This window comes from Paenibacillus sp. MAH-35, from assembly GCF_058135425.1.
The window spans coordinates 315,371-338,372 of the sequence record NZ_JBYUPU010000004.1; the positions used below are offsets into that span (position 1 = coordinate 315,371).

Sequence of the window (23,002 nt, forward strand, 5' to 3'; positions counted from 1 at the left end):
TGTAAGGGCTTTACATAACCTTCACATTTGCTGAACAAAGAAAGGGCTGCTTAACGCAGTCTGCACCACGGTTAAGCCCATAGGCATAGGTAACGACGATCGTCTGGAAGTCCGGAAGTCGAAGTCCGGAATTGAATCTCGGAAACTGAAATCTAGAAAATTGAATACCAGAAATTGAGTTCCATACAGCCCATTTGATGGCACATTTCGGCTGTTGGCTCGCAAAAAAAGGAGTATCGCACCGATTCCCGAAGATTAGGTTACCCAACCCGGAAACGAGAACGGAGTACTCCTAAGTGACATATTCGACAAGAGGAGCTGTTTTCCTTCGAGCCCATTACCTTAATTTGGCGGCGGGGATACTTAGGGGTTATCTTCTTGTCGTTAGAGCAAATGTCTCGAGTCGCCATCCTCGTGGGTGGCCGTTTGGACCCTTTGCCCTGCTTCAAGGGGTGAAGCACCGCACCGAATACGAAGGGATACGAGCGGTTTGTACACTTTATTTTCCCAAAAATCCGCTTGGAGGGTGAAATAGAAGCGGTTTGAGACTGCTAAAATCCGCGAATAGGGCGCATCCCCCACCAGTGGGTTGAAACAAGGGGTGCAAACCGCCTCTATTCGTTTCCGTTTTGGGAAAAGACCGAAAATAGGAGATACCAAAGAGGCTGTCGATTCATTGTGGACAACCAAGTGGAAAGGGAAAAGATTACCTTCTGGCGAGTTTTGTCTGGAATCCCCTACCTTACAATCTTTATTCAATCAAGGGATTCCGGACAACCTGTCTGAGCAGAAGAAGGTAACTTTTCACTTGGAACGGTCTGCTAACACTTCTACACAATGAATCGACAGTCTCACCAAAGGCTCCTATTTTGTTCAGAGCCCACGTGAATCATTGCATCAGCGAAGCTAAACATGACTCGCCCACTTTTAAGAGGAAGGGCGACGGGCTTCATTTATAGTAGGGCGGTTCCCAGCTCATCAATGAGCGGCAAAGCCAACCTGCTACTTATTCCCTTCCAAGCACAAACGTACGGGTTTGCACGCAAAAGGACCGTCCGGACGCCATTCCCGAACGGTTTCTTTAATAATATTCCACCTCATAAAACACTTCTACACGATACTAAGTAAAATATTCGATCTTGGCCGACGGGAACCGGAGGAAGATCTGTTCAGTAATAAACTCCCGGAGCGCGTTCGCCTGCTCGTCGGGGTATACGTATTTCCCTTGACCCCAGCGCCCCCACTTGTATTTGCGCTTCGCTTCATCCATCTCCAGCTTCGTTTTCGGATACCGCTGCCCGATTACGGTTTTGGCCGTCTTCGTAAACCGGTGCTGGATCAGCTCGAACGTAAGATCCGCAGCGGCTTCCGCCGGCACCGTCTCGCCCAGCTTGCGAAGCAATTCGGCGTAGCCGTCCTCCCATCCATCGTGCCAGATGATTGGGGCGATAATAAAGCCGAGCGGGTAGCCCGCCTTGGCAACCTTGCCGGCCGCTTCGATTCGTTCCGCAAATGTGGAGGTCGCCGGTTCGAAATTACGAATGACGTAGTCGGCGTTCACGCTGAACCGGAAGCGGGTATGGCCGTTATGCTGAGCATCGAGCAGCGAATCGACGTGATGGAATTTGGTAACGAATCGAAGCCGTCCGAGCGGTTGTCTGCCCATAAATTCGATGACTTCCTTCAGGGAGCCGGTAATCGGCTCGAGGCCAACCGGATCGGACGTACAGGCCGCTTCAAAACGGGTAATGTCGGGAGCTCTCTCGGCGATATAACCGGAGGCTGCCTCCAGGATGTCGTCCATATTGACATAAACGCGAATGTACGGCTTGGCGCCAAGCGTCGTCTGCAAGTAACAATAATGGCAGTGGCCCATACAGCCGGTTGCGATCGGAAGCGCATATTCGGCGGACGGTTTCGATGTATCGAACTTCAGCGTCTTGCGCACTCCGACGACAAGGGTGCGCTTGGCGATCTTGTACTTCTCCAGTTCAGTCTCCCCGGGAAACCCGGTTATCCGGTTATGCGAGCTCGTCATCCGGATCGGAAGCTGCTGCGATTCGGCCCATTCCATCAGACGCCGGCCTTTCGGATATTCCAGTGCGCCGGGTTCGAAATAGACGAGCTCCGGAACGAATTGCAGCGTATTTTTCCCTTTAGATTGACGCTCTAGCGTCGTTGTCGCCACTTGTACATCGGCTCCTTTCCGTCAGCGTTCCCCTAATATAGGTTCCCCGGATCGGGATGGTTTCAGCTTCGTTTGGAACCGACAGTTTTTGCCGTGCCGAGGGGGCAAACTTGCTTTGTGTCCGCGTACGGTGTATCATTAGTTAGGTTTGGGAATAACGAGAGCAGGGAGGGGTCTTATGGCGGCGACACCAAGCATGGAGGACTATCTGGAGAAAATTTATAAGCTGATCGACGAGAAAGGCTATGCCAGAGTGTCCGATATCGCCGAAGGGCTAGAAGTGCATCCCTCGTCCGTGACGAAAATGATTCAGAAGCTGGACAAGGACAATTATTTGATCTATGAGCGTTACCGCGGCCTCGTTTTGACCTCCAAAGGCAAAAAGATGGGGAAACGGCTTGTTGAACGGCACCACCTGCTGGAGAGCTTCTTGAAGCTGATCGGCGTGCAGGAAGAAAACATTTATAAGGATGTCGAAGGAATCGAGCACCATTTGAGTTGGGATTCGATTACGTGCATCGAAGTGCTGGTCCAATTTTTCGAGCGGCACCCGGAGCGCGTTACGGAATTAATGAACATCCGCGGCGAATTGGAATCGTAATGATCGATTGACCATAATAGACGCTTCGTAAGCCTTGCCGGAGGCTTGCGGGGCGTTTTCGCTATTTTCAGGGTGCTTCCCGGCGTGCATACGTACAAACTGCCGTCGCATACGTATTAACGGATACCGATGTGAGATCGAATACGGCCTATCGCCCGTAGTAGCGATAACGCGTGTCACTAGCCGCGGGAAGGTGTGACGGCAGCATGGAAGTGAACGGGGTATTTGAAGGAGGAGGAGTCAAGGCGATTGCGCTGGTAGGGGCGATCAAAGCCGCCGAGGAGCAAAATGTCCGGTTTCATCAAGTGGCCGGCACCTCCTCGGGAGCGATCGTAGCTTCGTTACTGGCAGCAGGGTATACCGCGGACGAGTTGAAGAAAATGATGCTGGAGACACCTTTTACCGACTTCCTGGTCAAATCGTGGTTTCATCAAATTCGTCTGGTCGGCCCCGCGATCCGTCTGTTCGTTAAAAAAGGGCTGTATTCCGGTCAAAAGCTGGAGCAATGGGTGTCGCAAAAGCTTGCCGCGAAAGGTATCAAAACGTTCGCGGACCTGCCGCGCGACAAACTGAGAATTATCGCTTCCGATATATCAAGGGGCAGACTGCTCGTGCTGCCGCATGATATCGGGCAGTACGGAATCGAGCCCGACCGGCTTCCGGTCTCCTACGCGATTCGGATGAGCACGAGCATCCCGTATTTTTTCGATCCCGTCGTCATTCGCAAGTCGGCGAAAGTGCGTCCCAAGAGCGAGACATTTTCCGATCAATTCATTTATATCGTCGACGGCGGGTTGCTCAGCAATTTTCCGCTCTGGATCTACGACCAGCAGAACAGTAAAATTCCGGAAAACGAGCAAATTCCGACGGTGGGCTTCCATCTCGTCGGCCGGCAGGCGAACACGGCGCGTTCCATCATAGGGCCGCTATCGATGTTTCAGGCATTGTTCGCCACGATGATGGAAGCGCACGACGAGCGGTACATCGAGGAATGGAACCGGTTCAGGACGATCAAAATCCCGACGCTGGGCGTGCGGGTAACGGACTTTGATATCAAACCGGACAAAAGCATGGAGCTGTATTATTCCGGCTATAGCGCCGCAAGCCAATATTTTCAAAAATGGTCGCATGAGCATTATGTCACTTGCTTCAAGCAATTTATCCGAGACCGGACCGACAACGGGCTGCTCGCGTAAGCCGAAGATGCAGCCATCGCCGGATTGGCCTGCGTGCGTAAAATGTACCAAAAAGCCCCCGCCTATTCTGGCAAGGGGCTTTTTTTGGCAGTTGTACCGTTAATGGTACGTATGCGGCTTGTCGGTATCGTCGTCATCCCGCTTATTGCCTTGAATAACGCGGAACGGGACATGTTTCCTTTTGGGTTTCGGTTTCGAGCGGGAAGAGGAGGGCGGCACAGGTTTCCGGGATTGTGATTTTCTCCAGCGGGCCGGCGGAAATTTATAGAGAAGAAATACGCCTCCGAAGATGACTGCCGCCACCACCAAATTAAACGGATTGTCCTTCAACGAATAGATGATGCCGACGCCCATCAAGACGATCAGGACGATGAAGAGCGGATCCATGCGCCTTTTCAAGGAAACTCCCCCTTTTCGGATAATGCTGCCCTTATACCGCTTTGCCGGAATCGCGTCCCGCGCTTGCCAGCAAAGCCTGATCCAGTTCCAGCATACGGTTGAACGAAGCGATCGATACTTCGACCTGCGAATCGTCGGGTTCCTTGGTAGTCAGCTTCTGAAGCCACAACCCCGGATACCCGAGCACGCGCAGCACCGGTATATCCCGCATCGAATTCGTAATGCGAAGCACTTCATAAGACAGCCCGATGACGAGCGGTAGCAGAGCGATCCGCAGCCACAGCCGTTCCCATAAGCTATCGTATTCGAAAAACGAATAAACGATCACACCGACAATAACGGTAAATACGATAAAACTGCTGCCGCACCGGTAATGAAGCGTGTTGAACTTCTGAACGTTGGCTACAGTCAATTCCTTGCCGGCTTCGTAAGCGCTGATTACTTTATGTTCGGCGCCGTGATACTGGAACAACCGTTTGATGAGCGGGGTAAGCGAAATGAAATAAATGTAACCGATCAGCAACATAATTTTGATGACGCCTTCCAGCAAGTTGTGCAAAATTTGGTTCTCAAACAAGTTCTGAAACAGCAGCTGCTCGATAAAGGCCGGCACTAGCGTAAAGACGAATTTGCCGAATAAGAACGAAAGTACGCCCACAACAGCTACGCCAAGGATCAACGTAAGATTGCCCATACCGCCGGACTTCTTCTCTTCCGTCGCTTCTTCCCCTGTTTCATCCTCCGCGTATTTCTCGGCCGAGAAGTTCAGGTGCTGCGCTCCTTTGGCGCTGGACTCGATAATGCCGACGATGCCGCGCAGCAGCGGGATTTTTTTGAGTTTGTTGACCCATGCGATTTCTTGACGGGGCACCTCATAAAAATCGATTTGCTTGTCTTTTCTTCGGACGGCCGTAACGTTAACCGTTTTGCCGGCGAACATGACGCCTTCCATGACCGCTTGGCCGCCGTAGATAGCTCTCTGATTTTGTGACAATGAAGCCGCCCTCCTTTCTGGGAATACCTGATCGGTTCATAGGATCGCCAATCCGCCGTTCGATGGAAGAATAGGAACGGCGGACCGGCCGCTTTTTCCCTCTGCGTTTGTTGTGAATCCTTTCTCTATATTGTAACGAATTCCGGCGTCGAACGCCACCCGGTTACTTTGCTTCCTCCTGTGCATAATAAGGATAGATTGTGCCGGAAAGGAACGGGATGACATGTTGCATCGTCCGCATATCGAGGAACAGACGAATGTATGGTCGTTCGCTCTGCAGATCGGCTTCTTCGCCGGACTGATCTGGGGCGGCGTTAAAGCTGTCGAATATTATTTCAAATTTACGAAAATACCTCCCTGGTTTCTGGCCAAGCCGTTTTTTGCCGCTTCCTTCATGAATACGACGGCGGGCTTCTGGATGGGATGGCTGACGTTTATCGTATTCTCCTTGCTGGCCTCGCTGCTGTATGCCGCGCTGCTGCGCAAAGTCAGAGGGCCGTGGGCGGGGATCGGATACGGGGCGGCATGGTGGGCGCTTCTCTATTTATTGGTCGGACCTTCTACGGGGATGATGAGATGGATATACCGGTACGACTGGAATACGATCTTGACGGACATTAGCCTATTTCTGGTATGGGGGCTGTTCATCGGGTTTTCGATCGCCTTCGAATTTACGGACGAGAGGGAGAGAGAGCCGACGCTGCCGGGCAAATCAAGCGGCTGACAGGCGAATCGCGGCCAAAAAAAAGTTCTCAAAGCGGGGAAACTTATGGTAAAATGGCTTCGGTTCGATTCTTCCGATCGGGTGGTGAATAGCTTGTACAACATATTGGTTCTGCACGGCCCGAACTTGAATATGCTGGGCATACGCGAGCCGGGCGTATACGGGACGTCGACACTGGCCTCGATCGAGGAGAGATTGTCCAATCTGGCGCAGACGCTCGGCATCCGGCTCGAATTCCTTCAGTCCAACCATGAAGGGGTGCTGATTGACCGGATCCACGAGGCGTTCGGGTCGAAGGACGGCATATTGATGAATCCGGGTGCCTTTACCCACTACAGCTATGCGCTGCGCGACGCCATTTCTTCGGTTCAACTGCCGGTCGTGGAAGTTCACTTATCGAATATTCATAAACGGGAGCCGTTTCGGCATACGTCGGTAATCGCGCCCGTCGCGGTTGGCCAGATCGCCGGATTCGGCACACAGAGTTATGAGCTCGGGCTGCTGGCGCTTCATCGTTTTCTTGAGGAAAGGGGCGAATCTTGATGGATCGTCTGGCCCGTCTGCGAGCGTTGATGCAGGAGCGCAGGCTGGAAGCGCTGTTCGTGACCGGATCGCATAACCGTCACTATTTATCGGGATTTACCGGATCGTCCGGTTATTTGCTTATTACGGCCGACAAAGCCTACTTGCTTACCGACTTCCGCTATATGACACAGGCGGCCGATCAGTCCAAAGGGTTTGAAATCGTCGAGCATGCGCCGAAGGTGGGAGAGACGGTCCGTCAACTGCTCGACAGCCTGCGCATTCAGGAGGTCGGGTTCGAGCAGCAGCATGTGACTTTTGCTTCCTATACCGTGTATGCGACGGATCTCGGGCCGATCAAGCTGGTGCCCGCCGAGCCGCTCGTCGAACTGCTGCGGATGGTGAAGGATGAGTCGGAGCTGGCGGTGATGCAGGAAGCCGCCGAACTTGCGGACAAGACGTTCGAGCACGTGCTGACGACTTTGAAGCCGGACATTACGGAAAACGACGTTGCACTGACGATCGAGTTTTATATGCGCCAGCACGGTGCGGCATCCGTTTCGTTCGAGACGATCGTCGCTTCGGGCGAACGCTCCGCCCTGCCTCACGGCAAAGCAAGCGGCCGGGTTCTTCGTTCCGGCGAATTCGTGAAGCTGGACTTCGGCGCTTATTATAAAGGGTACTGCTCCGATATTACGCGTACCGTGATGCTTGGCAAACCGTCCGACAAGCACCGGGAGCTGTACGATATCGTGCTGGAAGCCCAGATGCATACGCTGGAGCACATCCGTCCCGGGATGACCGGGAAAGCGGCGGACGCTCTGGCACGCGACGTCATCCGTAGGTACGGGTACGGCGACCATTTCGGACACGGCACCGGGCATGGCCTCGGGATGGAAGTCCACGAAGCGCCCCGCCTGTCCATGCTAAGCGATACCGTACTTAGACCGGGAATGACCGTCACCGTCGAGCCCGGCATCTACTTGCCCGGATTCGGCGGAGTACGCATCGAGGATGACGTTGTCGTCACCGATAGCGGGGTGCGCAGATTGACACAGTCGACAAAAGACTTTATTATCATCGATTAGTGAACCTTTTTTTGCAGATGGACACGCAGAAGACACGACTATCCACATTTTAGGAGGAACCGATTTTGATTTCTGTTAACGATTTTCGCACAGGCTTGACGATCGAAGTAGACGGCGACATTTTTACCGTACTTGATTTCCAGCACGTTAAACCGGGTAAAGGCGCAGCCTTCGTTCGCTCGAAGCTGAAAAACTTGCGCAACGGCAACACGGTGGAGCGGACGTTCCGCGCCGGCGAAGACGTAGGCCGCGCGCACGTCGAAAACCGTGCGATGCAATATTTGTATGCGAGCGGTCAGGAACATACGTTCATGGATAACGAGACCTACGACCAGATTACGCTTCCTGCTTCGCAGCTCGAATGGGAGTTGAACTTCCTCAAAGAAAATATGACGATCAGCATCGTCAGCTACCACGGCGAGATTCTCGGCATTAACCTGCCGAACAGCGTCGAGCTGAAGGTGGTGGAGTCGGAGCCTGGAATCAAAGGCAATACCGCTCAAGGCGCCACCAAAAATGCGAAGATGGAAACCGGCCTGAACGTTCAAGTGCCGCTGTTCATTAACGAAGGCGACGTTCTTCTGATCGGCACGGGCGACGGCAAATATATTTCCCGTGCTTAGCAGTATACTCTCAACGTGTCCCAAAGCAGCATCCTGTCACGAATTATCGTGGGGATGCTTTTTTGGTTAGGAGAGCAAAAGAAAAAGAGGGGCTTGATGGCCCCTCCGGAATAAGTTCAATATCAGGAATTAAAAAATGCGCCGTGCAAAGCGACAATCGCCTTGTTCATATCGCTGTTCTGAATGCCGAACATAATGCTGCTTTCGGATGCGCCTTGGTTGATCATCTCCAGGTTTACCCGGGCGTCGGCCAGTGCTCCGGTAGCGCGCTTGGCCACGCCGATCTGCTTGCTCATCCCGTCGCCGACGATCATAATCAGCGCAATCCCGCGCTGGACGATCAGCTTGTCCGGCTGCAGCTCCGCACGAATTCTCTCCAGTACTTGCTGTTCGACTTCGTTCGTAAACGTAGATTCCTTAATAATGACCGAGATGTGATCGATGCCCGACGGCGTATGCTCGTAGGACAGGTCGGCATCCTCGATAATTTGCAGCAGGCGCCGGCCGAATCCTTTCTCGCGGTTCATCAAATATTTGCTTAAGAAGATGGAGCAGAAGTCCGACGATCCGGCTACGCCGACAACCGGCAGCTCGTGATTGTGACGCTCCAGCGAAATAAGCGTGCCGCGCGACTCGGGATTGTTCGTGTTCCGGATATGAACCGGTATTTTGGCGTTGAAGGCCGGCTGCAGCGCTTCGTCGTGAAGGACCGAGAACCCGGCGTAGGACAATTCCCGCATCTCCGCATACGTCATCTCGTGGATGGCCGCCGGATTGTCCACGATCCGCGGGTCTGCAGCAAAAACGTTGTCGACGTCGGTGAAGTTCTCATAAACATCCGCCTGAACGGCCGCTGCGAGAATCGCACCCGTAATGTCCGAGCCTCCGCGGGGGAAGGCGACGAGGTTGCCGTTCTTGGCGTATCCGTAAAATCCGGGGAAAATGATGCGGTGCGCGTTGTCCCGCAGCGAACGAAGCAGCTCGTACGATTCCGGCAGCACTTGAGCGTTACCCGGCTCGTCGCTGAGTACAAGACCGGCTTCCTTCGGATCTACATATATAAAATCATGCCCCTCCTTGCGCAGGAAAGCGGCAAGCAATCTGGCACTGAATTCTTCACCCAATGCTTTGATCGAATCGGTATAGCGCGCACGATGGCTGCGGTCGCCTTCACCTCTGGACTTCAGCAGCCCGGCGATCTGCTCGAACTCTTCCCGGGGCAGCTCCAATCCTTCGATAATGCCGGCGAACCGGTCGAGAATCGTCTGCTCTACCTGTTCCGCTCCCGTACCACTCAGCTTGGCTTCGGCATAGGCGATCAGCAAATCGGTCACCTTCGTGTCCGGTTTATCTCTCTTTCCGGGTGCGGATACTACTACAATTTTTCTGTCAGCGTCGGCCAGCGCAATAGCGGCCACTTTGCGGAACTGATCGGCGGAAGCTAGCGATGTGCCGCCGAACTTGCACACTTTTAAAGCCATGACGTCTCCTCCTATACGGACTCTTCTGATACACTACCACAAAGAGTGCAGTGGATTCAACGGCAATTCACGCCGGCTTACTGAATTTTTCCGAACAGAAAGCTGGCAATTTTAAGCAGCAGAGCGGTAATTCCTGCCGCCATCAGCGGCCCGACCGGTATCCCTCTCATAAAGATGATCCCGAAGATCGAACCGATGACAAGCCCGACGATCAACTGCGGGTCCACCTTGAGCAGATCGAGTCCTTTGCCGTTCATATAAGTGGCGATGGCGCCGCCGAGCAGCGCGATTACACCCGGCCAGGACGTGAAGACGGCCATAATGTCCTTGGTCGAGATCCGATCGCTGGCAAACGGCACCAGCACCCCCATGGTCAAAAACAAGAGGCCCAATTCCAGGCCTCTTCGTTCGATCGACGGCAGAAAACGTTCCAGATGAATCAGCTTCACGATAAGCAGGATGCAGGCAGCGGTCGTAATGATCGGCGAGCGGCCGATCATTCCTACGATAATTAACAGCAATAGCAGCAATTCGCCGTTCATAGAATGGCCCCTTGTCCTTCTGGATTCTCGTACTAGTGTATGAGAGGAAGGAGGGATTAGAACACAATCATCTTCTGATCCTGGAAGACGGGGACCAGATCGAACCGGTTCATTTGCGCGCAATACAACACATCGTCCTTTTGCCCGAGCTTGATCAGTTTTTTGCCGCTGGCGCAGCCAAGCAGAATCTGCTCGATTTGCCCGCTTGCCGATTCGAAAGCCAGCTTCATCGCCAGGCCCAGATCGTTCATCCCGGTGCGGTCGCCGAGCCGCTCCAGATGATGAAGGAGCAGGCCGGCGCACAAGCCGTCCTCCAGACAGAAGTCGTCCTGCGTTCCGGCGCAAAGAATCGCGATATCGCGGTTTAGAGCGAATGCGGTTTTGGCGCAGGCTTCGGCGTTCAGCATACTTCCCGCCAGCACCCGGCTTGCTTTCTGTGATTTCTGGATCGCCCTGGTGCCGTTCGTCGTCGTCAGGATGACGCGCCTCCCCGAACATTCGGAGCCCGTATATTCAAATGGAGAATTGCCGTAATCGAAGCCTGCGATTTTTTTGCAGTACCGTTCGCCGCCGAGCAGATCGCCGGGCTCCTGCAGCTGCTTCGCCTGATGGACCGTCTCGACGGGAACGACGGCGGAACAGCCATGGGCCAGCGCGGTTACGATCGTGCTGGTTGCCCGCAGCACGTCGACGACGATAACCGTCTTATGAATGAAGTCATCCGAACGGGCTTCGTTCACACTCGCGATGACGTCCACAAACATGTTCGATCCCTCGCTTCTTCCATTAATCTTATCTTTCCGGCTGTGGATGCAGAAACGTATCGGAACGCAGCCCTCTGCGCAGCGATTCCAGCGAATAGACGTCTTGCGGCGCGATATTGCCGAGATTGACCGAGCATCCCGCGATTTTCAGCAGGTGAATCTGCTGCTGCTTCTGCGGAGCTTCCCATAAAATCCGTCCGGGGTCCGGCAACTGCCCCAGGATGCTTCGCAATTCCTCGTCCCGGCACTCTCCGTCCGCGTCGAAGATGCCGACCCCCTCGCCGGATTCCCTTGCTTCAATCGTAACGAGCTCCGCTCCGTGCTGAAGGTCGAGCAGAACGGTTTCCAGCAGCTGTTCGGTGTTGATGACGGAGCCCCACAGCTTTTTTCCGTACTCCGTATATACAGTAAGCCCCGCCTCGCGGGCGCGCCGAATGAGCGAGTTGCGGACCGAACGATCCATCTCGATGGTGCCGTCGGACACTTCCACGGCGGTAAAGCCGAGGCGGCCGATCGTATCGAAAAAGTCGGTTAATGTATGTTGGGCGACGGCTACTTCGAGGAACGTGCCTCCGGGCATCGTGGCAACCTGATATTCCCGGGCGAGCTCGATTTTCCGCTTCAACAGGCCGACCGGATATAGAGGCGTCGTGCCGAACCCGATTTTCAGCAGGTCGATGTAAGGCGCCGACGTTTCGAGCAAATCTTCGAAAGCATGGAGGCCGAGACCTTTGTCGATGACCATCGTTATGCCGCAAGACCGCGGCTTGAACGTTCGACATCCGGTCGGGTCCCGCAATTGCGGATGCCACTCCAGCTGTGAAGTTACGTCCATAAAACAAGTCTCCTCGCTGTAAAAGGATTGGTTAATTGTCTGCAAGCAATATATGCAGCCGCCCGGAGCGTGGTGCCCGGTATGCCTAAACTGGGACGCGCCTGCATAGGATGGGGAGAGGGGCGTCTCGGACGAGTTGGCACAGCACAATCGGAGTGCGGCGGAAATGAAAGGCATCCGCATCGGAGCTTCCGCGGGGCGTACGGCATCGCCAAGGAAGGAGGGAGAAGGATGATCAATAAAATCGTCATGAGTATGGCCGGTCTTAGGCTGTTTTCCGGTAGTTTGGAAATAGTGGCCGCGCTTATCATGCTCCGGCTGAACCAGGTGGACAAGGCGCTGCTGGTCAATTCGGGGCTGGCGATCGTCGGACCGCTGACTCTTCTAGCGACCACCACGATCGGATTGGTAGGATTGGCCGATAAACTGTCGTTTACGAAGATGCTGTGGGTCGGCGTCGGCGTTACTTTCATTTTCATAGGCATTTTAAAAAAATAGGGAATAAACGCCTTGTCCGGGCATATAGATGAGAGTAAACGACTGGACAACCCGGGGAGGAACCGCGATGCAATCGATTCTACTGTTTTTGCCGGCAACGATCCGCAAAATGATAGACAAGCTGCCTGCGATAATGCGAGACAGCCTCGAGGAGATCCGAATCCGCGAAGCAAGGCCGCTGGAGCTCGTCGTGGACGGCGAATCCCGGTTCGTGGCTCCGGACGGAAGCTGGGCGGAAGGACCGGAGCAAAGCTATAAGCCTACGAAGGAAGACGGGTTGAAGCTGCTCGATCTGCTGACCAATCATTCGTTGTATACGTTCGAAGAAGAGCTGCGGCGGGGATATATCACGATAGCGGGAGGGCATCGGGTCGGCCTGGCCGGCAAGACGGTGCTCGAACGCGGCGAGGTCAAACATATCCGCGACGTGGGAAGCTTCAACATCCGGGTGGCCAAGGCGATCCCCGGCATAGGACGCACCTTGCTGTCCGCGATCTGGGACGATTCGGCACGCACCGTGCACCAGACGCTGATCATCTCCCCTCCGCGCCAAGGTAAGACGACGCTGATCCGGGATTTGGCGAGAATGATCAGCAGCGGCGAAGGCTTCGGCGATCCCCGGACGCAGGCAGGACTCCGGGTAGGCATTGTCGACGAGCGATCGGAGATTGCGGCCTGCGTCAAAGGGGTGCCGGCTTTCGACGTCGGCCCGCGTACAGACGTGCTGGATGGATGTCCGAAAGCGGAAGGCATGATGATGATGATCCGGTCGATGTCGCCCGAGGTGCTGATCGTCGACGAGATCGGACGCTCCGAAGATGCCGCGGCTCTGCAGGAAGCGCTGCATGCCGGGGTGCGGGTCATCGCCACGGCGCACGGACGCCACGCCGCAGATGTCCGCGACCGGCCGGTTATGAAGCGGATGCTGGAGGACCGGATGTTCGCCCGCCTCGTCGAGCTGTCGAGGTGCCGCCGTACGGGAGCGAGGTTCACCGTCTGGGACGCCGCCGGCCGCAAGCTGGCCGAGCTGTCCGCCGGCCGCGCGGAAGCCTCCGGAGGCAGGTCATGGTGAAGCTGCTGGGCGCGGTGCTGATTTTGGCGGCGGCTACGCTGTACGGCTTCGCCAGAGCTTCGGTGTACGCACGCCGGCCGCGGCAGATCCGTCAACTGATCCACGCGCTGCAGCGGCTTGAGACGGAGATGACGTACGGCTTCACGCCGCTGCCGGAGGCGCTGCTGCGAATCGCCGACCAGCTCGAGCCGCAGATCGCCGCCCTGTTCCGGTCGGCTGCCGAGCCGCTCTCCACCCAATCCGGCATAACCGCCGGAGAAAGCTTCCGCGATGCGCTGAACGTCTGCTGGAAGCAAACGGCCCTGTCATCGAATGAACGGGAAATCTTGAGCCAGATGAGCTATACACTTGGCATCAGCGACCGCACCGATCAGGCGAAACATTTGCGGCTGGCCGTAACTTTGCTGCAGGCCGAAGAGCAGAACGCCTGGGACGAACAGCGGCGCTACGAGAAGATGTGGAAAAGCCTCGGAGTGCTGGCCGGAGCATTTGTCGTCATTTTGATGTACTAGAAGGGGTGCCGCAAATGAACGTGGATGTGAATGCGATCTTCCAAATCGCCGGCATCGGCATCATCATCGCGATGATCCATACCGTCCTGAAACAGATGGGCAAGGAAGATATGGCGCATTGGGTAACGGTGATCGGCTTCGTCGTCGTCCTGTTCATGGTGGTGAGCCTGCTGGACGATTTGTTCAAGGAAATCAAAACGATCTTTTTGTTCCAGTAGGTGATCGAGTGGAGATTATCCAAATCGTCGGACTCGGGTTCATCGTAGCCATTCTCACGCTTGTGCTGAAGGAACAAAAGCCGCTGTTCGCCTTTTTGCTGGCCGCGATTACGGGAATCTACATTTTCCTGTTTCTGCTCGGCAAAATCTCGTCGGTCATCCGGGTGCTGGAAGATTTGGCGGCGCAAACGAACATCAACATCATGTTTCTGAAAACGATTCTGAAAATTATCGGCATCGCTTATATCGCCGAATTCGGCGCTCAAATCGTGCGGGATTCCGGCCTCGAGTCGGTCGCCTCCAAAATCGAGCTTGCGGGCAAAGTGCTCATTATGGTGATGGCGATCCCGATCATCAGCGTCATTATCGAAACGGTGGTCAAGTTGCTGCCCGCCTGACCGGAAGCGAATCGCCCGACGGGGGAGGAAGCCATTGATCAAGCTAAGCGTTTACCGGGCGGCCGCCGTCTTGCTCCTGGTCTTGATGATGTTCGCAGGAGAGAGCGCCCATGCATCCACCCCGGCCGAGACGATCGTGAAGGAACAGGCGGAGCGTCTGCCGACGGATAAGGTGGAGAGCTACTGGAACCGGCTGATCAGCGAGTATGGCGGCTATTTTCCGGACAACCGGGCCCCGAGCTTTATGGAGCTGCTGACGGGCGGGGATGAGAAGTTCAGTCTGAAGGCGATCTTCGCCGCCATCGGAAAGTACATGCTTCACGAAGTGCTGGTTAACGGCAAGCTGCTCGCCTCGATCGTCATCCTGACCGTATTCAGCATGATTCTGGAGTCACTGCAGAGCGCATTCGAGAAAAACAACGTCAGCAAGGTCGCTTACGCGATCTCTTACATGGTTCTGCTCCTGATCGCGATAAACAGCTTCAGCGTGGCGATCCAGTATGCGAAGTCGGCGATTACGAGCATGATTCAGTTCATGATAGCAGTAATCCCGCTCATGCTTACGCTGCTCGGTTCGATGGGCAACGTAGCATCGGTGACGGTGCTTCATCCGATTATCGTTTTTATGATTCACGCGGTCGGCACACTCATCTATACGATTGTGTTTCCGCTCATGTTTTTCTCCGCCGTGCTGCACATTGTCAGCTCGATCAGCGACAAATACAAGGTAACCCAGCTTGCCAATCTGCTTCGCAACATCAGCGTTGCCGCGCTCGGTATTACGGTTACCGTATTTCTGGGCGTCATCTCCGTCAAGGGAGGAACTGGCGCTATAACGGACGGCGTCACGATCCGGACGGCCAAATACATAACCGGCAACTTCGTTCCGGTCGTCGGCCGGTTGTTCACGGACGCTTCGGACACCGTGATCGGCGCCTCGCTGCTCGTGAAAAACGCAGTCGGTCTCGCGGGTGTTATCATCATCGTATTTCTGTGCGCATTCCCGGCGATCAAGATTATGGCGCTCGCCCTGATCTACAACGTATCGGCGGCGGTCATGCAGCCGCTCGGCTCGAATCCGATCATCAGCTGCCTGCAGACGATCGGCAAAAGCCTGATCTACGTATTCGCGGCGCTTGCCGCAGTCGGACTGATGTTTTTCCTGGCGATCACGATCATTATTACGGCAGGCAACGTATCCGTAATGATGAGATAACGTCCGCATCAAAGCGATTCAGGAGGGTATGGCGCCATGATAGCCTGGCTGCACGGCTGGTTGAAAGAGATCATTCTAATCGTTCTGCTCGCCGCATTTGTCGACCTGCTGCTGCCGAACAACGCGTTTCAGCGGTATGTGAAAACCGTGCTTGGCCTGTTCATCCTCTTGACGCTGCTGTCTCCGCTGCTGGCCTTGTTCCGGGAAAACTGGGATTCGCAAAAGCTGCTCGCTTCCATCGAGCAGATCGGAACGGAGAAAACCGGAGCCGGCACGTTCGATACGATGAAATCGCTGCAGGCGATTATGGACGACGCGGAGCGCTGGCGTCAGGACGACCGGGCGGAGGCGCAGCGGCTGATGGAGAGGCAGCTGGCCGCCGAGCTTCAGCAAAGCGTGGCCCTTCCGGCGCAGGTGGCGGTCAAGCAGGTGCAGCTTCAGATGAATTACGACAATAACGGAACGCCAAGCATCAAACATATGCAGGTGGTCCTTGATCTTATAGATGAAGTTCCGGCTGCGGGAAATCCGCCGGGCGAAACCGGAGACCGCAAGCCGATCGGCGCCGTCCGGCCCGTTCATATCGAAGTTCAAATCGGCAAGACGGAGCCGAAACGGACGGACGCCGGGCTGACCCCGGAGCAGTTGAACGCGAAGAAAATCATCTATGAGCAGTTGAACAGGCAATGGCGATTGAACCGGGATGAAGTGACGCTGCTGTTCGAGACGGAACTTGGGGAAGAGAGGTGAGCTCATGGCCAAATGGCTGCAATGGCTGGAAAACCGGGTCGGCGGGGGTCCGGGAGGACCGAAGCGGATTCATACGTTCCGGTGGCTTTTACTGCTCGGTCTGCTGGGCTTCGCCCTGATGATCCTGAGCTCGTTTCTGAACATCAAGCCGCTCGGACAACCGGAGGAACAGGGAGGAATCCCGTCTGATCCGGAAACCCGCCAAACATTTATCGGGAAGGAAGCGAACGACAAAGCCGGTTTTCGGGACTACGAAGAATCTTATCAAGCCGCAATCCGGGACGTTTTGCAAAAAGTGGTGGGCGTCGGTGAAGTGGAGGTGCTCGTCACGATCGAATCGACCGAGGAGACCATGGTTCATTCCAATACGAAGGAAACGCAGCAAATTACGAACGAAAAAGACGTGAACGGATCGACCCGTCACATAACCGAAATAACACGAAGCGGAGAAGTCGTCTTATACGAAGCATCCGGCAGCGAGACTCCGATCGTGATTAAAAAAATAAAGCCGCGTATAAGGGGGGTCGTCGTCGTTGCCAAGGGCGCTGAAAATTTGACGATTAAACAAATGATCGCAGAAGCGGTCGGCCGGGGGCTGGACGTACCCGCGCACCGAATCTCCGTCCTGCCCCGCAAGCAGTAAGAGGGTTGCCGGCAGGCAAACATCCATTTTCGATCGATAAGGAGGAAACGAAACGATGAATACGAAAAGACAAACGGTATGGCTCGTCTCGATGCTCAGCTTGATGGTGGTATTGTCCGCTTATTACCTGTTCACCGAAGATGTGAATGAGCTGGATCTGACGGCCCAGCAGGCGGCAGGCAGCGAAATTAAAGTGGACGCGGTCACGACGGGCACGGCTCCGAAGACGGACACCGTAGACGGCAAGGCGGCAGCCGACAAAGCAGCTGCGGATCAAGCAAATGCTTCCGCAACCCCTCCTGCCGACAAAGCGACAACCGCTCCGGTAGCGGCCGGCGCCAAAAAAACGGATGAAGAAGTGATCAAGCAGGTGTCGACGGTCGCGACTTCGGGCAACGATTATTTCGCGGGTCTTCATATGAAACGTACGGAGGAGTTCTCCAAGCAGATGGAAAAGTGGCTGACGATTCAAACCGACTCGAAGAAAACGAACGACGAAGTGACGCTGGCGATGAATGAAATTCAAAAGCTCCAGGATATCGACGAGAAAGTGACGAGCATTGAGGACTACCTCGCGAAAGACTTCAAAAATGCGATCGTTCTCCAAGAAAGCGGCAAATGGAAGGTCGTCGTGCAAACGGCTAAGCTGGAGAAAAGCCAAGGTGTGAGCATCGTCGATTACGTAATGAACGAACTGGACGTCACTCCGGACAAAGTAACGATTCAATATGTGCAGTAACTGGACGCTTCTGTCGGGATGCCCGGCGGACGCGGACGGGAAGGCGGCTGCCGGGTGAACCCCGGGGCCGCTTTTCCTGTCCGCAGGCAGCGGAAAAGGAGCTCCCGCGATAAACTTGTTTATGTGCGAATGACGGTTGTGATATAATACTAACGTTGCTCGTCCAAGCAAGCGCTTCACAACCGTTGAAGGAGTGGAAACGATGTTTAAATTAAGCGAAATCAAAGAGTTGATCAAGCTGGTTGACTCGACTACCGTGCAGGAGCTGGAAATCGAAAACGAAGGCTCGCGCCTTTTAATCCGTAAACCGAATAAAACCGAATCCGTCGTAGTTGCGCATCCTGCCCCGCCTACATATAATCCTTATGTCCAGCAGGTCGCTCCTCCGGCAGTCGTTCCCGCCGCGCCGGGCGCTGCGGCAGCAGAGCCGGAACAGCCGAAGGCCGAGCCGGAAGCCAACTTGCACAAGATTACGTCTCCGATGGTCGGGACGTTCTACAGCGCATCCTCGCCGGGGGCCGCTCCGTATGTCAATATCGGCGACAGGGTTAACGAGAAGACGACGGTTTGCATTTTGGAAGCGATGAAGCTGATGAATCCGATCGAAGCCGAAGTGAAAGGCGAGATCGTCGAGATTCTCGTGGAGAACGGTCAGCTGGTCGAATACGGACAAACCTTGTTCCTCGTTAAACCGGAATAACGAGCCGATTTCATAGCATGGATGAAATGGACTCGAATTGGAGGAAAATGCCGACATGAAGTTTCATAAAGTATTGGTGGCCAACCGCGGCGAGATCGCGGTACGTATTATCCGCGCCTGCCGGGAGCTGGGCATCTATACGGTGGCCGTCTATTCGGAGGCGGACCGGGACTCGCTTCACGTCCGGCTCGCCGACGAAGCCTACTGCATAGGGCCTACCCTGTCAAAGGACAGCTACTTGAATTTCACCAACCTGATGAGCGTGGCGACGTTGACCGAATCGGACGCCATCCATCCGGGTTACGGATTTTTGGCGGAGAATGCCGACTTCGCCGAGCTGTGCGAGCAGTGCAACATTACGTTTATCGGCCCGTCTCCGCTCGCCATCAGCAAGATGGGCGACAAGGCGGTCGCGAAGCAAACGATGAAGGATGCAAACGTGCCGGTCATCCCCGGTTCGGACGGCCTGATCGAAGATCTCGGGGAAGCGGTACGGATCGCCCGGGAGATCGGCTATCCGGTTATTATCAAAGCGACGGCCGGCGGCGGCGGCAAAGGAATCCGCATCGCCGACGACGAAGAAATGCTCATCCAGCAAATTACGACCGCCCAGCAGGAAGCCCAGAAAGCTTTCGGCAACTCGGGCGTATACCTCGAAAAATATTTGACGGGCATGAAGCACGTCGAAATTCAAATATTGGCCGACAAACACGGCAACGCCGTCCATCTGGGCGAGCGCGATTGTTCGGTACAGCGGCGCAGGCAGAAGCTGGTGGAAGAGGCCCCTTGTCCGGTGCTCACGCCGGAAGTTCGGGAAGCGATGGGCCAGGCTGCGGTCCGGGCCGCGCTCGCGGTTAACTATTCGGGCGCCGGGACGCTGGAGTTTCTGCTTGGTCCGGACGGACAATTTTATTTCATGGAAATGAATACGCGGATTCAGGTCGAGCATCCGGTAACCGAGATGATTACGAATATCGACATCATCAAGGAAATGATTCAGGTTGCGCAGGGCGATCCGCTGTCGTTTCAGCAGGAAGACGTGCAAATCAACGGCTGGTCGATCGAATGCCGGATTAATGCGGAAGATCCGGAGCGCAATTTTATGCCTTCGCCGGGACAGATTCATTTTTATCTCCCTCCGGGCGGCCCTGGAGTCCGCGTAGACAGCGGAGCGTATCCGGGGTACACGATCTCGCCGCACTACGACTCGATGATCGCCAAGCTGATCGTCTGGGCCCCCACCCGCGACGAAGCGATTGCCCGCATGCGCAGGGCGCTGGGCGAATTCGCCGTAGAAGGCATTCATACGACGATCGGTTTCCACCTCAAGCTGATGGATCACAAAATGTTCCAGGCCGGGACGTTCGACATCAAGTTTCTCGAGGAACATGATGTAAACGATCCGAACTCTTGACGGCTTTGCCGCATCCGTATCGTTTGTCATAAAAATGGCAAAATGGTATAGTAATAGTATAGACAAGTCGTCTGGGAGGTGTTACCCATTAGCACTCTAACTACGGAATTTGAGAAAACGGATATCGGAACGATTCAGATTGCTCCGGAAGTGATCGAAGTGATTGCGGGACTGGCCACTGTGGAAGTTCCCGGCGTTGCCGGAATGAGCGGCGGATTTGCCGGAGGCATCGCTGAACTGCTCGGACGCAAAAATTTATCCAAAGGCGTGAAGGTCGAGGTCGGACAACGCGAGGCGGCGATCGACGTATCGATCGTCATCGAGTTCGGTCATCGTATTCCGGAGGTGGCGGGCGCCATCCAACGGAACGTGAAGCAGACGATCGAATCGATGACCGGTCTGACGGTCGTTGAAGTGAACGTACACATTCACGACGTCCAGTTCAAGCCGGCGGACAAAAACCCGCAGGAAGAGGAAGAAACGACGGCGCACCGCGTTAAGTAACGGGCGTGCCCGTCGACCGGGGAAGAAGGTTGCCGGGAGAAACGAAACGGGCAACCTTCCGAACCTTGCCAATCGCGGAAGGGGACGGACCAGCGTGATCAAAGTAATGGACCGGTTGCTGCTATTCCTGTATACGCTGATTATTGGAATCAGCGTCATCTTTTTTTTGGTCGTTTCGTTCGGCTGGGTGCCGTTCGCCACGTCGGAAAACTTTTTGAACAACCTGTATTATGAAGGGACGGTCGCTTATCCGGCCATCGCGGTCGGGGTATTCGTGCTGCTGGTCACTTTCCGGTTTTTCTACGTATCCGTCCGCCGCGGACGCGGACAAGTTCCTTCGATCGATCAGCGTACCGATTTCGGAGATATCCGCATCTCGCTGGAGACCGTCGAAAATTTATCTTTGAAGTCGGCAGGGCGCGTACGGGGAGTTAAAGATTTGCGGGCCCGGGTATCGGTAACCGATGCGGGGCTGGATGTGGTCATCCGCGCCGTCGTAGACGGGGAGAACTCGATTCCCGATTTGTCGGAGGAGATCCAGCGTTCCGTCAAGACGCATGTCGAGGACGTTACAGGCATTCCGGTTGCGAAAGTGTCCGTCTTTATCGCTAATGTCGTGCAGTCCCAGACATTTAAAAGCAGAGTCGAATAGAGGTGGCTGGCGCCATGTGGAACGAGCTGTGGGAACGGCATAAAGGCCGCCTGATCGGCGTCGCCTCGGGATTGTTTCTGGGAATCATCTATTTAATAAGCGGATTTTGGGATATGCTCATTGTCGCTTTTCTCATCGCGGTGTGTACATATGCCGGCAACAGGTACGACGCGGGAAAGCTGAAGCTGAACCCGGAAGAATGGACGGATAGGCTGAGCAGGCTTGCGGATCGTTGGAAATGGTTTCGGTAACGACGGAAGGCGGTTCCCCCTTGGAAACGGCCTTCTTCTGTTTTGTTTGCAGGTTTTTGTGGTATATTGAACGCATGGACGTTTGGACATCAGGCAGGAGGATGATTCGCGGGTGAAGCGAAGACTGGCCAGGGAAATCGCAATGCAAAGCTTGTATCAAATCGATATGAACGAGGTGACTCCTCAGGCGGCTATCGAGATAGCGCTGGAGGAAGCGCGGAGCGACAATGAAGCGGAACTAGCAATCGGGGAAGACGTTATTGCCAATACCCCGTATTTGACCGATCTGGTGGAAGGGACTATCCGGCAAAAGCAGCGGATCGACGAGACGCTGGCGGTATATTTGACCGGCTGGAAAGTGGACCGGCTGTCCAAAGTGGACCGGCAAATACTGCGTCTTGCCGCTTATGAGATGCTGCACGGAAGCGACGCTCCGCCGAAAGTCGTCGTCAACGAGGCGATCGAGCTGGCGAAGCGGTTCGGCTCGGACGAATCCGGCAAGTTCGTCAACGGCGTGCTTGGCAAAATGATCAAGGAGCTTGACGCGATCAAGAGCAACTATGAAGCTACGAGCGGTAACCAGTAAAACGGTCAACCGGAAGGGGAGGACGAACCATGTCGGAGAACGTAATTAACGGTAAACAAATTGTCGCCGATATTCGCGGCAAACTGAAAGAAGAAATCGACTTGCTGGCGGCGGAAGGATTCCGTCCGGGGCTTGCTGTCGTACTTGTAGGGGAAGATCCGGCGTCAGCGGTTTATGTCCGGAACAAAGCGAAGGCGTGCGAGCAGGTAGGGATTTATTCCGAGGTTCATCGGTTGCCAGCCGAGACGTCGCAGACCGAGCTGCTCGAGCTGGTGGACAAGCTGAACCGGGATACCAAGATTCACGGCATTCTCGTACAGCTTCCGCTCCCTAACCATATATCGGAAGATGCGGTGATCGATGCGATCGCGGTTGAAAAAGACGTGGACGGGTTCCATCCGATCAATGTGGGCAATCTGTCGATCGGCAAGCCGAGCCTGCTTCCATGTACGCCGGCAGGCGTTATCGAGATTATTAAGCGTACTGGTATAACGATATCCGGCAAGCGGGCCGTCGTCATCGGCCGCAGCAATATCGTCGGCAAGCCGGTATCGATGCTGCTGCTGCGCGAAAACGCAACCGTAACGGTATGTCATTCGCGTACCGAGAATATGAAAGAGCTGTGCCGCGAGGCCGACATTCTCGTCGTGGCGATCGGCAAGCCGAAGTTCGTCACGAAGGAGTTCGTCAAACCTGGCGCGGTCGTCATCGATGTGGGCATCAACCGGCTGGAGGACGGAACGCTTGCGGGTGACGTCGATTTTGGCGATGTCGTGGATACGGCGGGACCGATCACCCCTGTGCCGGGCGTCGTAGGTCCGATGACGATCACGATGCTGCTGCACAATACACTGCAAGCGGCTAAGGCGCTGCGCGCGTAAGCGCGCGAGTG

At 55.0% G+C, this 23,002-nt stretch carries 29 protein-coding genes; 22 read left to right on the forward strand and 7 right to left on the reverse strand.

What is annotated here, in order from left to right; all coding sequences use genetic code 11:
* Window positions 1–1,120 precede the first annotated feature (1,120 nt).
* Entirely contained in the window at window positions 1,121–2,188 is a 1,068-nt protein-coding gene (gene splB / locus AC3Y2E_RS06200) for a spore photoproduct lyase (RefSeq protein ID WP_379208252.1), read from the reverse strand.
* A 178-nt stretch (window positions 2,189–2,366) separates the two neighbouring features.
* On the opposite strand from splB, the gene mntR reads away from it, so the two are divergent.
* Both mntR and AC3Y2E_RS06210 read left to right on the forward strand, forming a co-directional pair.
* Window positions 2,367–2,789 (forward strand): transcriptional regulator MntR, encoded by a 423-nt coding sequence (gene mntR, locus AC3Y2E_RS06205; protein WP_190930074.1) that lies wholly within the window; start codon window positions 2,367–2,369, stop codon window positions 2,787–2,789.
* A gap of 206 nt (window positions 2,790–2,995) precedes the next feature.
* Window positions 2,996–3,985 carry a patatin-like phospholipase family protein gene (locus tag AC3Y2E_RS06210; protein ID WP_379208255.1) on the forward strand — a complete coding sequence of 330 codons (990 nt, stop codon included), beginning with the start codon at window positions 2,996–2,998 and terminating at the stop codon, window positions 3,983–3,985.
* Between the two features lie 99 nt (window positions 3,986–4,084).
* On the opposite strand, the gene AC3Y2E_RS06215 is transcribed toward AC3Y2E_RS06210, so the two are convergent.
* Both AC3Y2E_RS06215 and AC3Y2E_RS06220 read right to left on the reverse strand, forming a co-directional pair.
* Window positions 4,085–4,384, reverse strand: a complete 300-nt coding sequence (locus AC3Y2E_RS06215; RefSeq protein WP_379208257.1) for a hypothetical protein — start codon at window positions 4,382–4,384, stop codon at window positions 4,085–4,087.
* Window positions 4,385–4,415: 31 nt separating this feature from the next.
* Window positions 4,416–5,378 (reverse strand): DUF1385 domain-containing protein, encoded by a 963-nt coding sequence (locus AC3Y2E_RS06220; RefSeq protein WP_379208259.1) that lies wholly within the window; start codon window positions 5,376–5,378, stop codon window positions 4,416–4,418.
* A gap of 223 nt (window positions 5,379–5,601) precedes the next feature.
* Here AC3Y2E_RS06220 and AC3Y2E_RS06225 point away from each other — a divergent pair, with 223 nt between their 5' ends.
* The 4 genes from AC3Y2E_RS06225 to efp all read left to right on the forward strand — a co-directional run bounded on the left by AC3Y2E_RS06225 (window position 5,602) and on the right by efp (window position 8,335).
* A complete protein-coding gene (locus tag AC3Y2E_RS06225; RefSeq protein ID WP_379208261.1) occupies window positions 5,602–6,102 on the forward strand; it encodes a YqhR family membrane protein in 501 nt (166 codons plus the stop codon).
* Window positions 6,103–6,195: 93 nt separating this feature from the next.
* Window positions 6,196–6,645 (forward strand): type II 3-dehydroquinate dehydratase, encoded by a 450-nt coding sequence (gene aroQ, locus AC3Y2E_RS06230; protein WP_379208322.1) that lies wholly within the window; start codon window positions 6,196–6,198, stop codon window positions 6,643–6,645.
* Entirely contained in the window at window positions 6,639–7,712 is a 1,074-nt protein-coding gene (locus AC3Y2E_RS06235) for a M24 family metallopeptidase (RefSeq protein WP_379208324.1), read from the forward strand. The genes aroQ and AC3Y2E_RS06235 overlap by 7 nt, the downstream gene beginning before the upstream one ends.
* Window positions 7,713–7,777: 65 nt before the next feature.
* On the forward strand, window positions 7,778–8,335 hold the full coding sequence (gene efp / locus AC3Y2E_RS06240) for an elongation factor P (RefSeq protein ID WP_190930080.1): 558 nt from the start codon (window positions 7,778–7,780) through the stop codon (window positions 8,333–8,335).
* Between the two features lie 122 nt (window positions 8,336–8,457).
* Here efp and AC3Y2E_RS06245 read toward each other — a convergent pair whose 3' ends face one another.
* The 4 genes from AC3Y2E_RS06245 to comA form a co-directional block, all read right to left on the reverse strand.
* Window positions 8,458–9,816: an aspartate kinase gene (locus AC3Y2E_RS06245; protein WP_379208264.1), complete on the reverse strand. Its 1,359-nt coding sequence runs from the start codon at window positions 9,814–9,816 to the stop codon at window positions 8,458–8,460.
* A 77-nt stretch (window positions 9,817–9,893) separates the two neighbouring features.
* Window positions 9,894–10,358, reverse strand: a complete 465-nt coding sequence (locus AC3Y2E_RS06250) for a DUF441 domain-containing protein (RefSeq protein ID WP_379208266.1) — start codon at window positions 10,356–10,358, stop codon at window positions 9,894–9,896.
* Window positions 10,359–10,414: 56 nt separating this feature from the next.
* Window positions 10,415–11,122 (reverse strand): 2-phosphosulfolactate phosphatase, encoded by a 708-nt coding sequence (locus tag AC3Y2E_RS06255; RefSeq protein ID WP_379208268.1) that lies wholly within the window; start codon window positions 11,120–11,122, stop codon window positions 10,415–10,417.
* Between the two features lie 28 nt (window positions 11,123–11,150).
* Window positions 11,151–11,957, reverse strand: coding sequence for a phosphosulfolactate synthase (gene comA, locus AC3Y2E_RS06260; protein WP_379208270.1), 807 nt, complete (start codon window positions 11,955–11,957; stop codon window positions 11,151–11,153).
* 231 nt (window positions 11,958–12,188) lie between these two features.
* On the opposite strand from comA, the gene AC3Y2E_RS06265 reads away from it, so the two are divergent.
* From AC3Y2E_RS06265 to folD, 16 genes are all read left to right on the forward strand, one after another.
* Window positions 12,189–12,455, forward strand: a complete 267-nt coding sequence (locus tag AC3Y2E_RS06265; RefSeq protein ID WP_190930085.1) for a YqhV family protein — start codon at window positions 12,189–12,191, stop codon at window positions 12,453–12,455.
* Window positions 12,456–12,522: 67 nt separating this feature from the next.
* Window positions 12,523–13,527: a stage III sporulation protein AA gene (gene spoIIIAA / locus AC3Y2E_RS06270; RefSeq protein WP_379208272.1), complete on the forward strand. Its 1,005-nt coding sequence runs from the start codon at window positions 12,523–12,525 to the stop codon at window positions 13,525–13,527.
* Window positions 13,521–14,039 (forward strand): stage III sporulation protein SpoIIIAB, encoded by a 519-nt coding sequence (spoIIIAB, locus tag AC3Y2E_RS06275; protein WP_379208274.1) that lies wholly within the window; start codon window positions 13,521–13,523, stop codon window positions 14,037–14,039. Before spoIIIAA ends, spoIIIAB begins: the two co-directional genes overlap by 7 nt.
* Before the next feature lie 14 nt (window positions 14,040–14,053).
* Window positions 14,054–14,257: a stage III sporulation protein AC gene (gene spoIIIAC, locus AC3Y2E_RS06280; RefSeq protein ID WP_110840056.1), complete on the forward strand. Its 204-nt coding sequence runs from the start codon at window positions 14,054–14,056 to the stop codon at window positions 14,255–14,257.
* 8 nt (window positions 14,258–14,265) lie between these two features.
* Window positions 14,266–14,655: a stage III sporulation protein AD gene (gene spoIIIAD, locus AC3Y2E_RS06285; protein WP_190930088.1), complete on the forward strand. Its 390-nt coding sequence runs from the start codon at window positions 14,266–14,268 to the stop codon at window positions 14,653–14,655.
* A 34-nt stretch (window positions 14,656–14,689) separates the two neighbouring features.
* Window positions 14,690–15,871: a stage III sporulation protein AE gene (gene spoIIIAE / locus AC3Y2E_RS06290; RefSeq protein ID WP_379208277.1), complete on the forward strand. Its 1,182-nt coding sequence runs from the start codon at window positions 14,690–14,692 to the stop codon at window positions 15,869–15,871.
* Between the two features lie 36 nt (window positions 15,872–15,907).
* Complete coding sequence (gene spoIIIAF / locus AC3Y2E_RS06295; protein ID WP_379208279.1) at window positions 15,908–16,621, forward strand: stage III sporulation protein AF; 714 nt, start codon at window positions 15,908–15,910, stop codon at window positions 16,619–16,621.
* A gap of 4 nt (window positions 16,622–16,625) precedes the next feature.
* Complete coding sequence (gene spoIIIAG / locus AC3Y2E_RS06300) at window positions 16,626–17,264, forward strand: stage III sporulation protein AG (protein ID WP_379208281.1); 639 nt, start codon at window positions 16,626–16,628, stop codon at window positions 17,262–17,264.
* Between the two features lie 55 nt (window positions 17,265–17,319).
* Window positions 17,320–18,003, forward strand: a complete 684-nt coding sequence (locus tag AC3Y2E_RS06305) for a SpoIIIAH-like family protein (RefSeq protein WP_379208283.1) — start codon at window positions 17,320–17,322, stop codon at window positions 18,001–18,003.
* A gap of 202 nt (window positions 18,004–18,205) precedes the next feature.
* The gene (gene accB, locus AC3Y2E_RS06310; RefSeq protein ID WP_332075645.1) at window positions 18,206–18,703 is read left to right on the forward strand and encodes an acetyl-CoA carboxylase biotin carboxyl carrier protein; all 498 of its coding nucleotides are present in this window, start codon (window positions 18,206–18,208) and stop codon (window positions 18,701–18,703) included.
* A gap of 55 nt (window positions 18,704–18,758) precedes the next feature.
* Window positions 18,759–20,117, forward strand: coding sequence for an acetyl-CoA carboxylase biotin carboxylase subunit (gene accC / locus AC3Y2E_RS06315; RefSeq protein ID WP_190930093.1), 1,359 nt, complete (start codon window positions 18,759–18,761; stop codon window positions 20,115–20,117).
* A gap of 87 nt (window positions 20,118–20,204) precedes the next feature.
* The gene (locus AC3Y2E_RS06320) at window positions 20,205–20,621 is read left to right on the forward strand and encodes an Asp23/Gls24 family envelope stress response protein (RefSeq protein ID WP_190930108.1); all 417 of its coding nucleotides are present in this window, start codon (window positions 20,205–20,207) and stop codon (window positions 20,619–20,621) included.
* 94 nt (window positions 20,622–20,715) lie between these two features.
* Window positions 20,716–21,273 (forward strand): alkaline shock response membrane anchor protein AmaP, encoded by a 558-nt coding sequence (gene amaP / locus AC3Y2E_RS06325; protein WP_379208287.1) that lies wholly within the window; start codon window positions 20,716–20,718, stop codon window positions 21,271–21,273.
* A 14-nt stretch (window positions 21,274–21,287) separates the two neighbouring features.
* Window positions 21,288–21,524: a DUF2273 domain-containing protein gene (locus tag AC3Y2E_RS06330; RefSeq protein WP_190930095.1), complete on the forward strand. Its 237-nt coding sequence runs from the start codon at window positions 21,288–21,290 to the stop codon at window positions 21,522–21,524.
* A gap of 112 nt (window positions 21,525–21,636) precedes the next feature.
* Entirely contained in the window at window positions 21,637–22,110 is a 474-nt protein-coding gene (nusB, locus tag AC3Y2E_RS06335; RefSeq protein WP_190930096.1) for a transcription antitermination factor NusB, read from the forward strand.
* 29 nt (window positions 22,111–22,139) lie between these two features.
* Window positions 22,140–22,991, forward strand: coding sequence for a bifunctional methylenetetrahydrofolate dehydrogenase/methenyltetrahydrofolate cyclohydrolase FolD (gene folD / locus AC3Y2E_RS06340; RefSeq protein WP_379208290.1), 852 nt, complete (start codon window positions 22,140–22,142; stop codon window positions 22,989–22,991).
* Window positions 22,992–23,002: the final 11 nt, after the last annotated feature.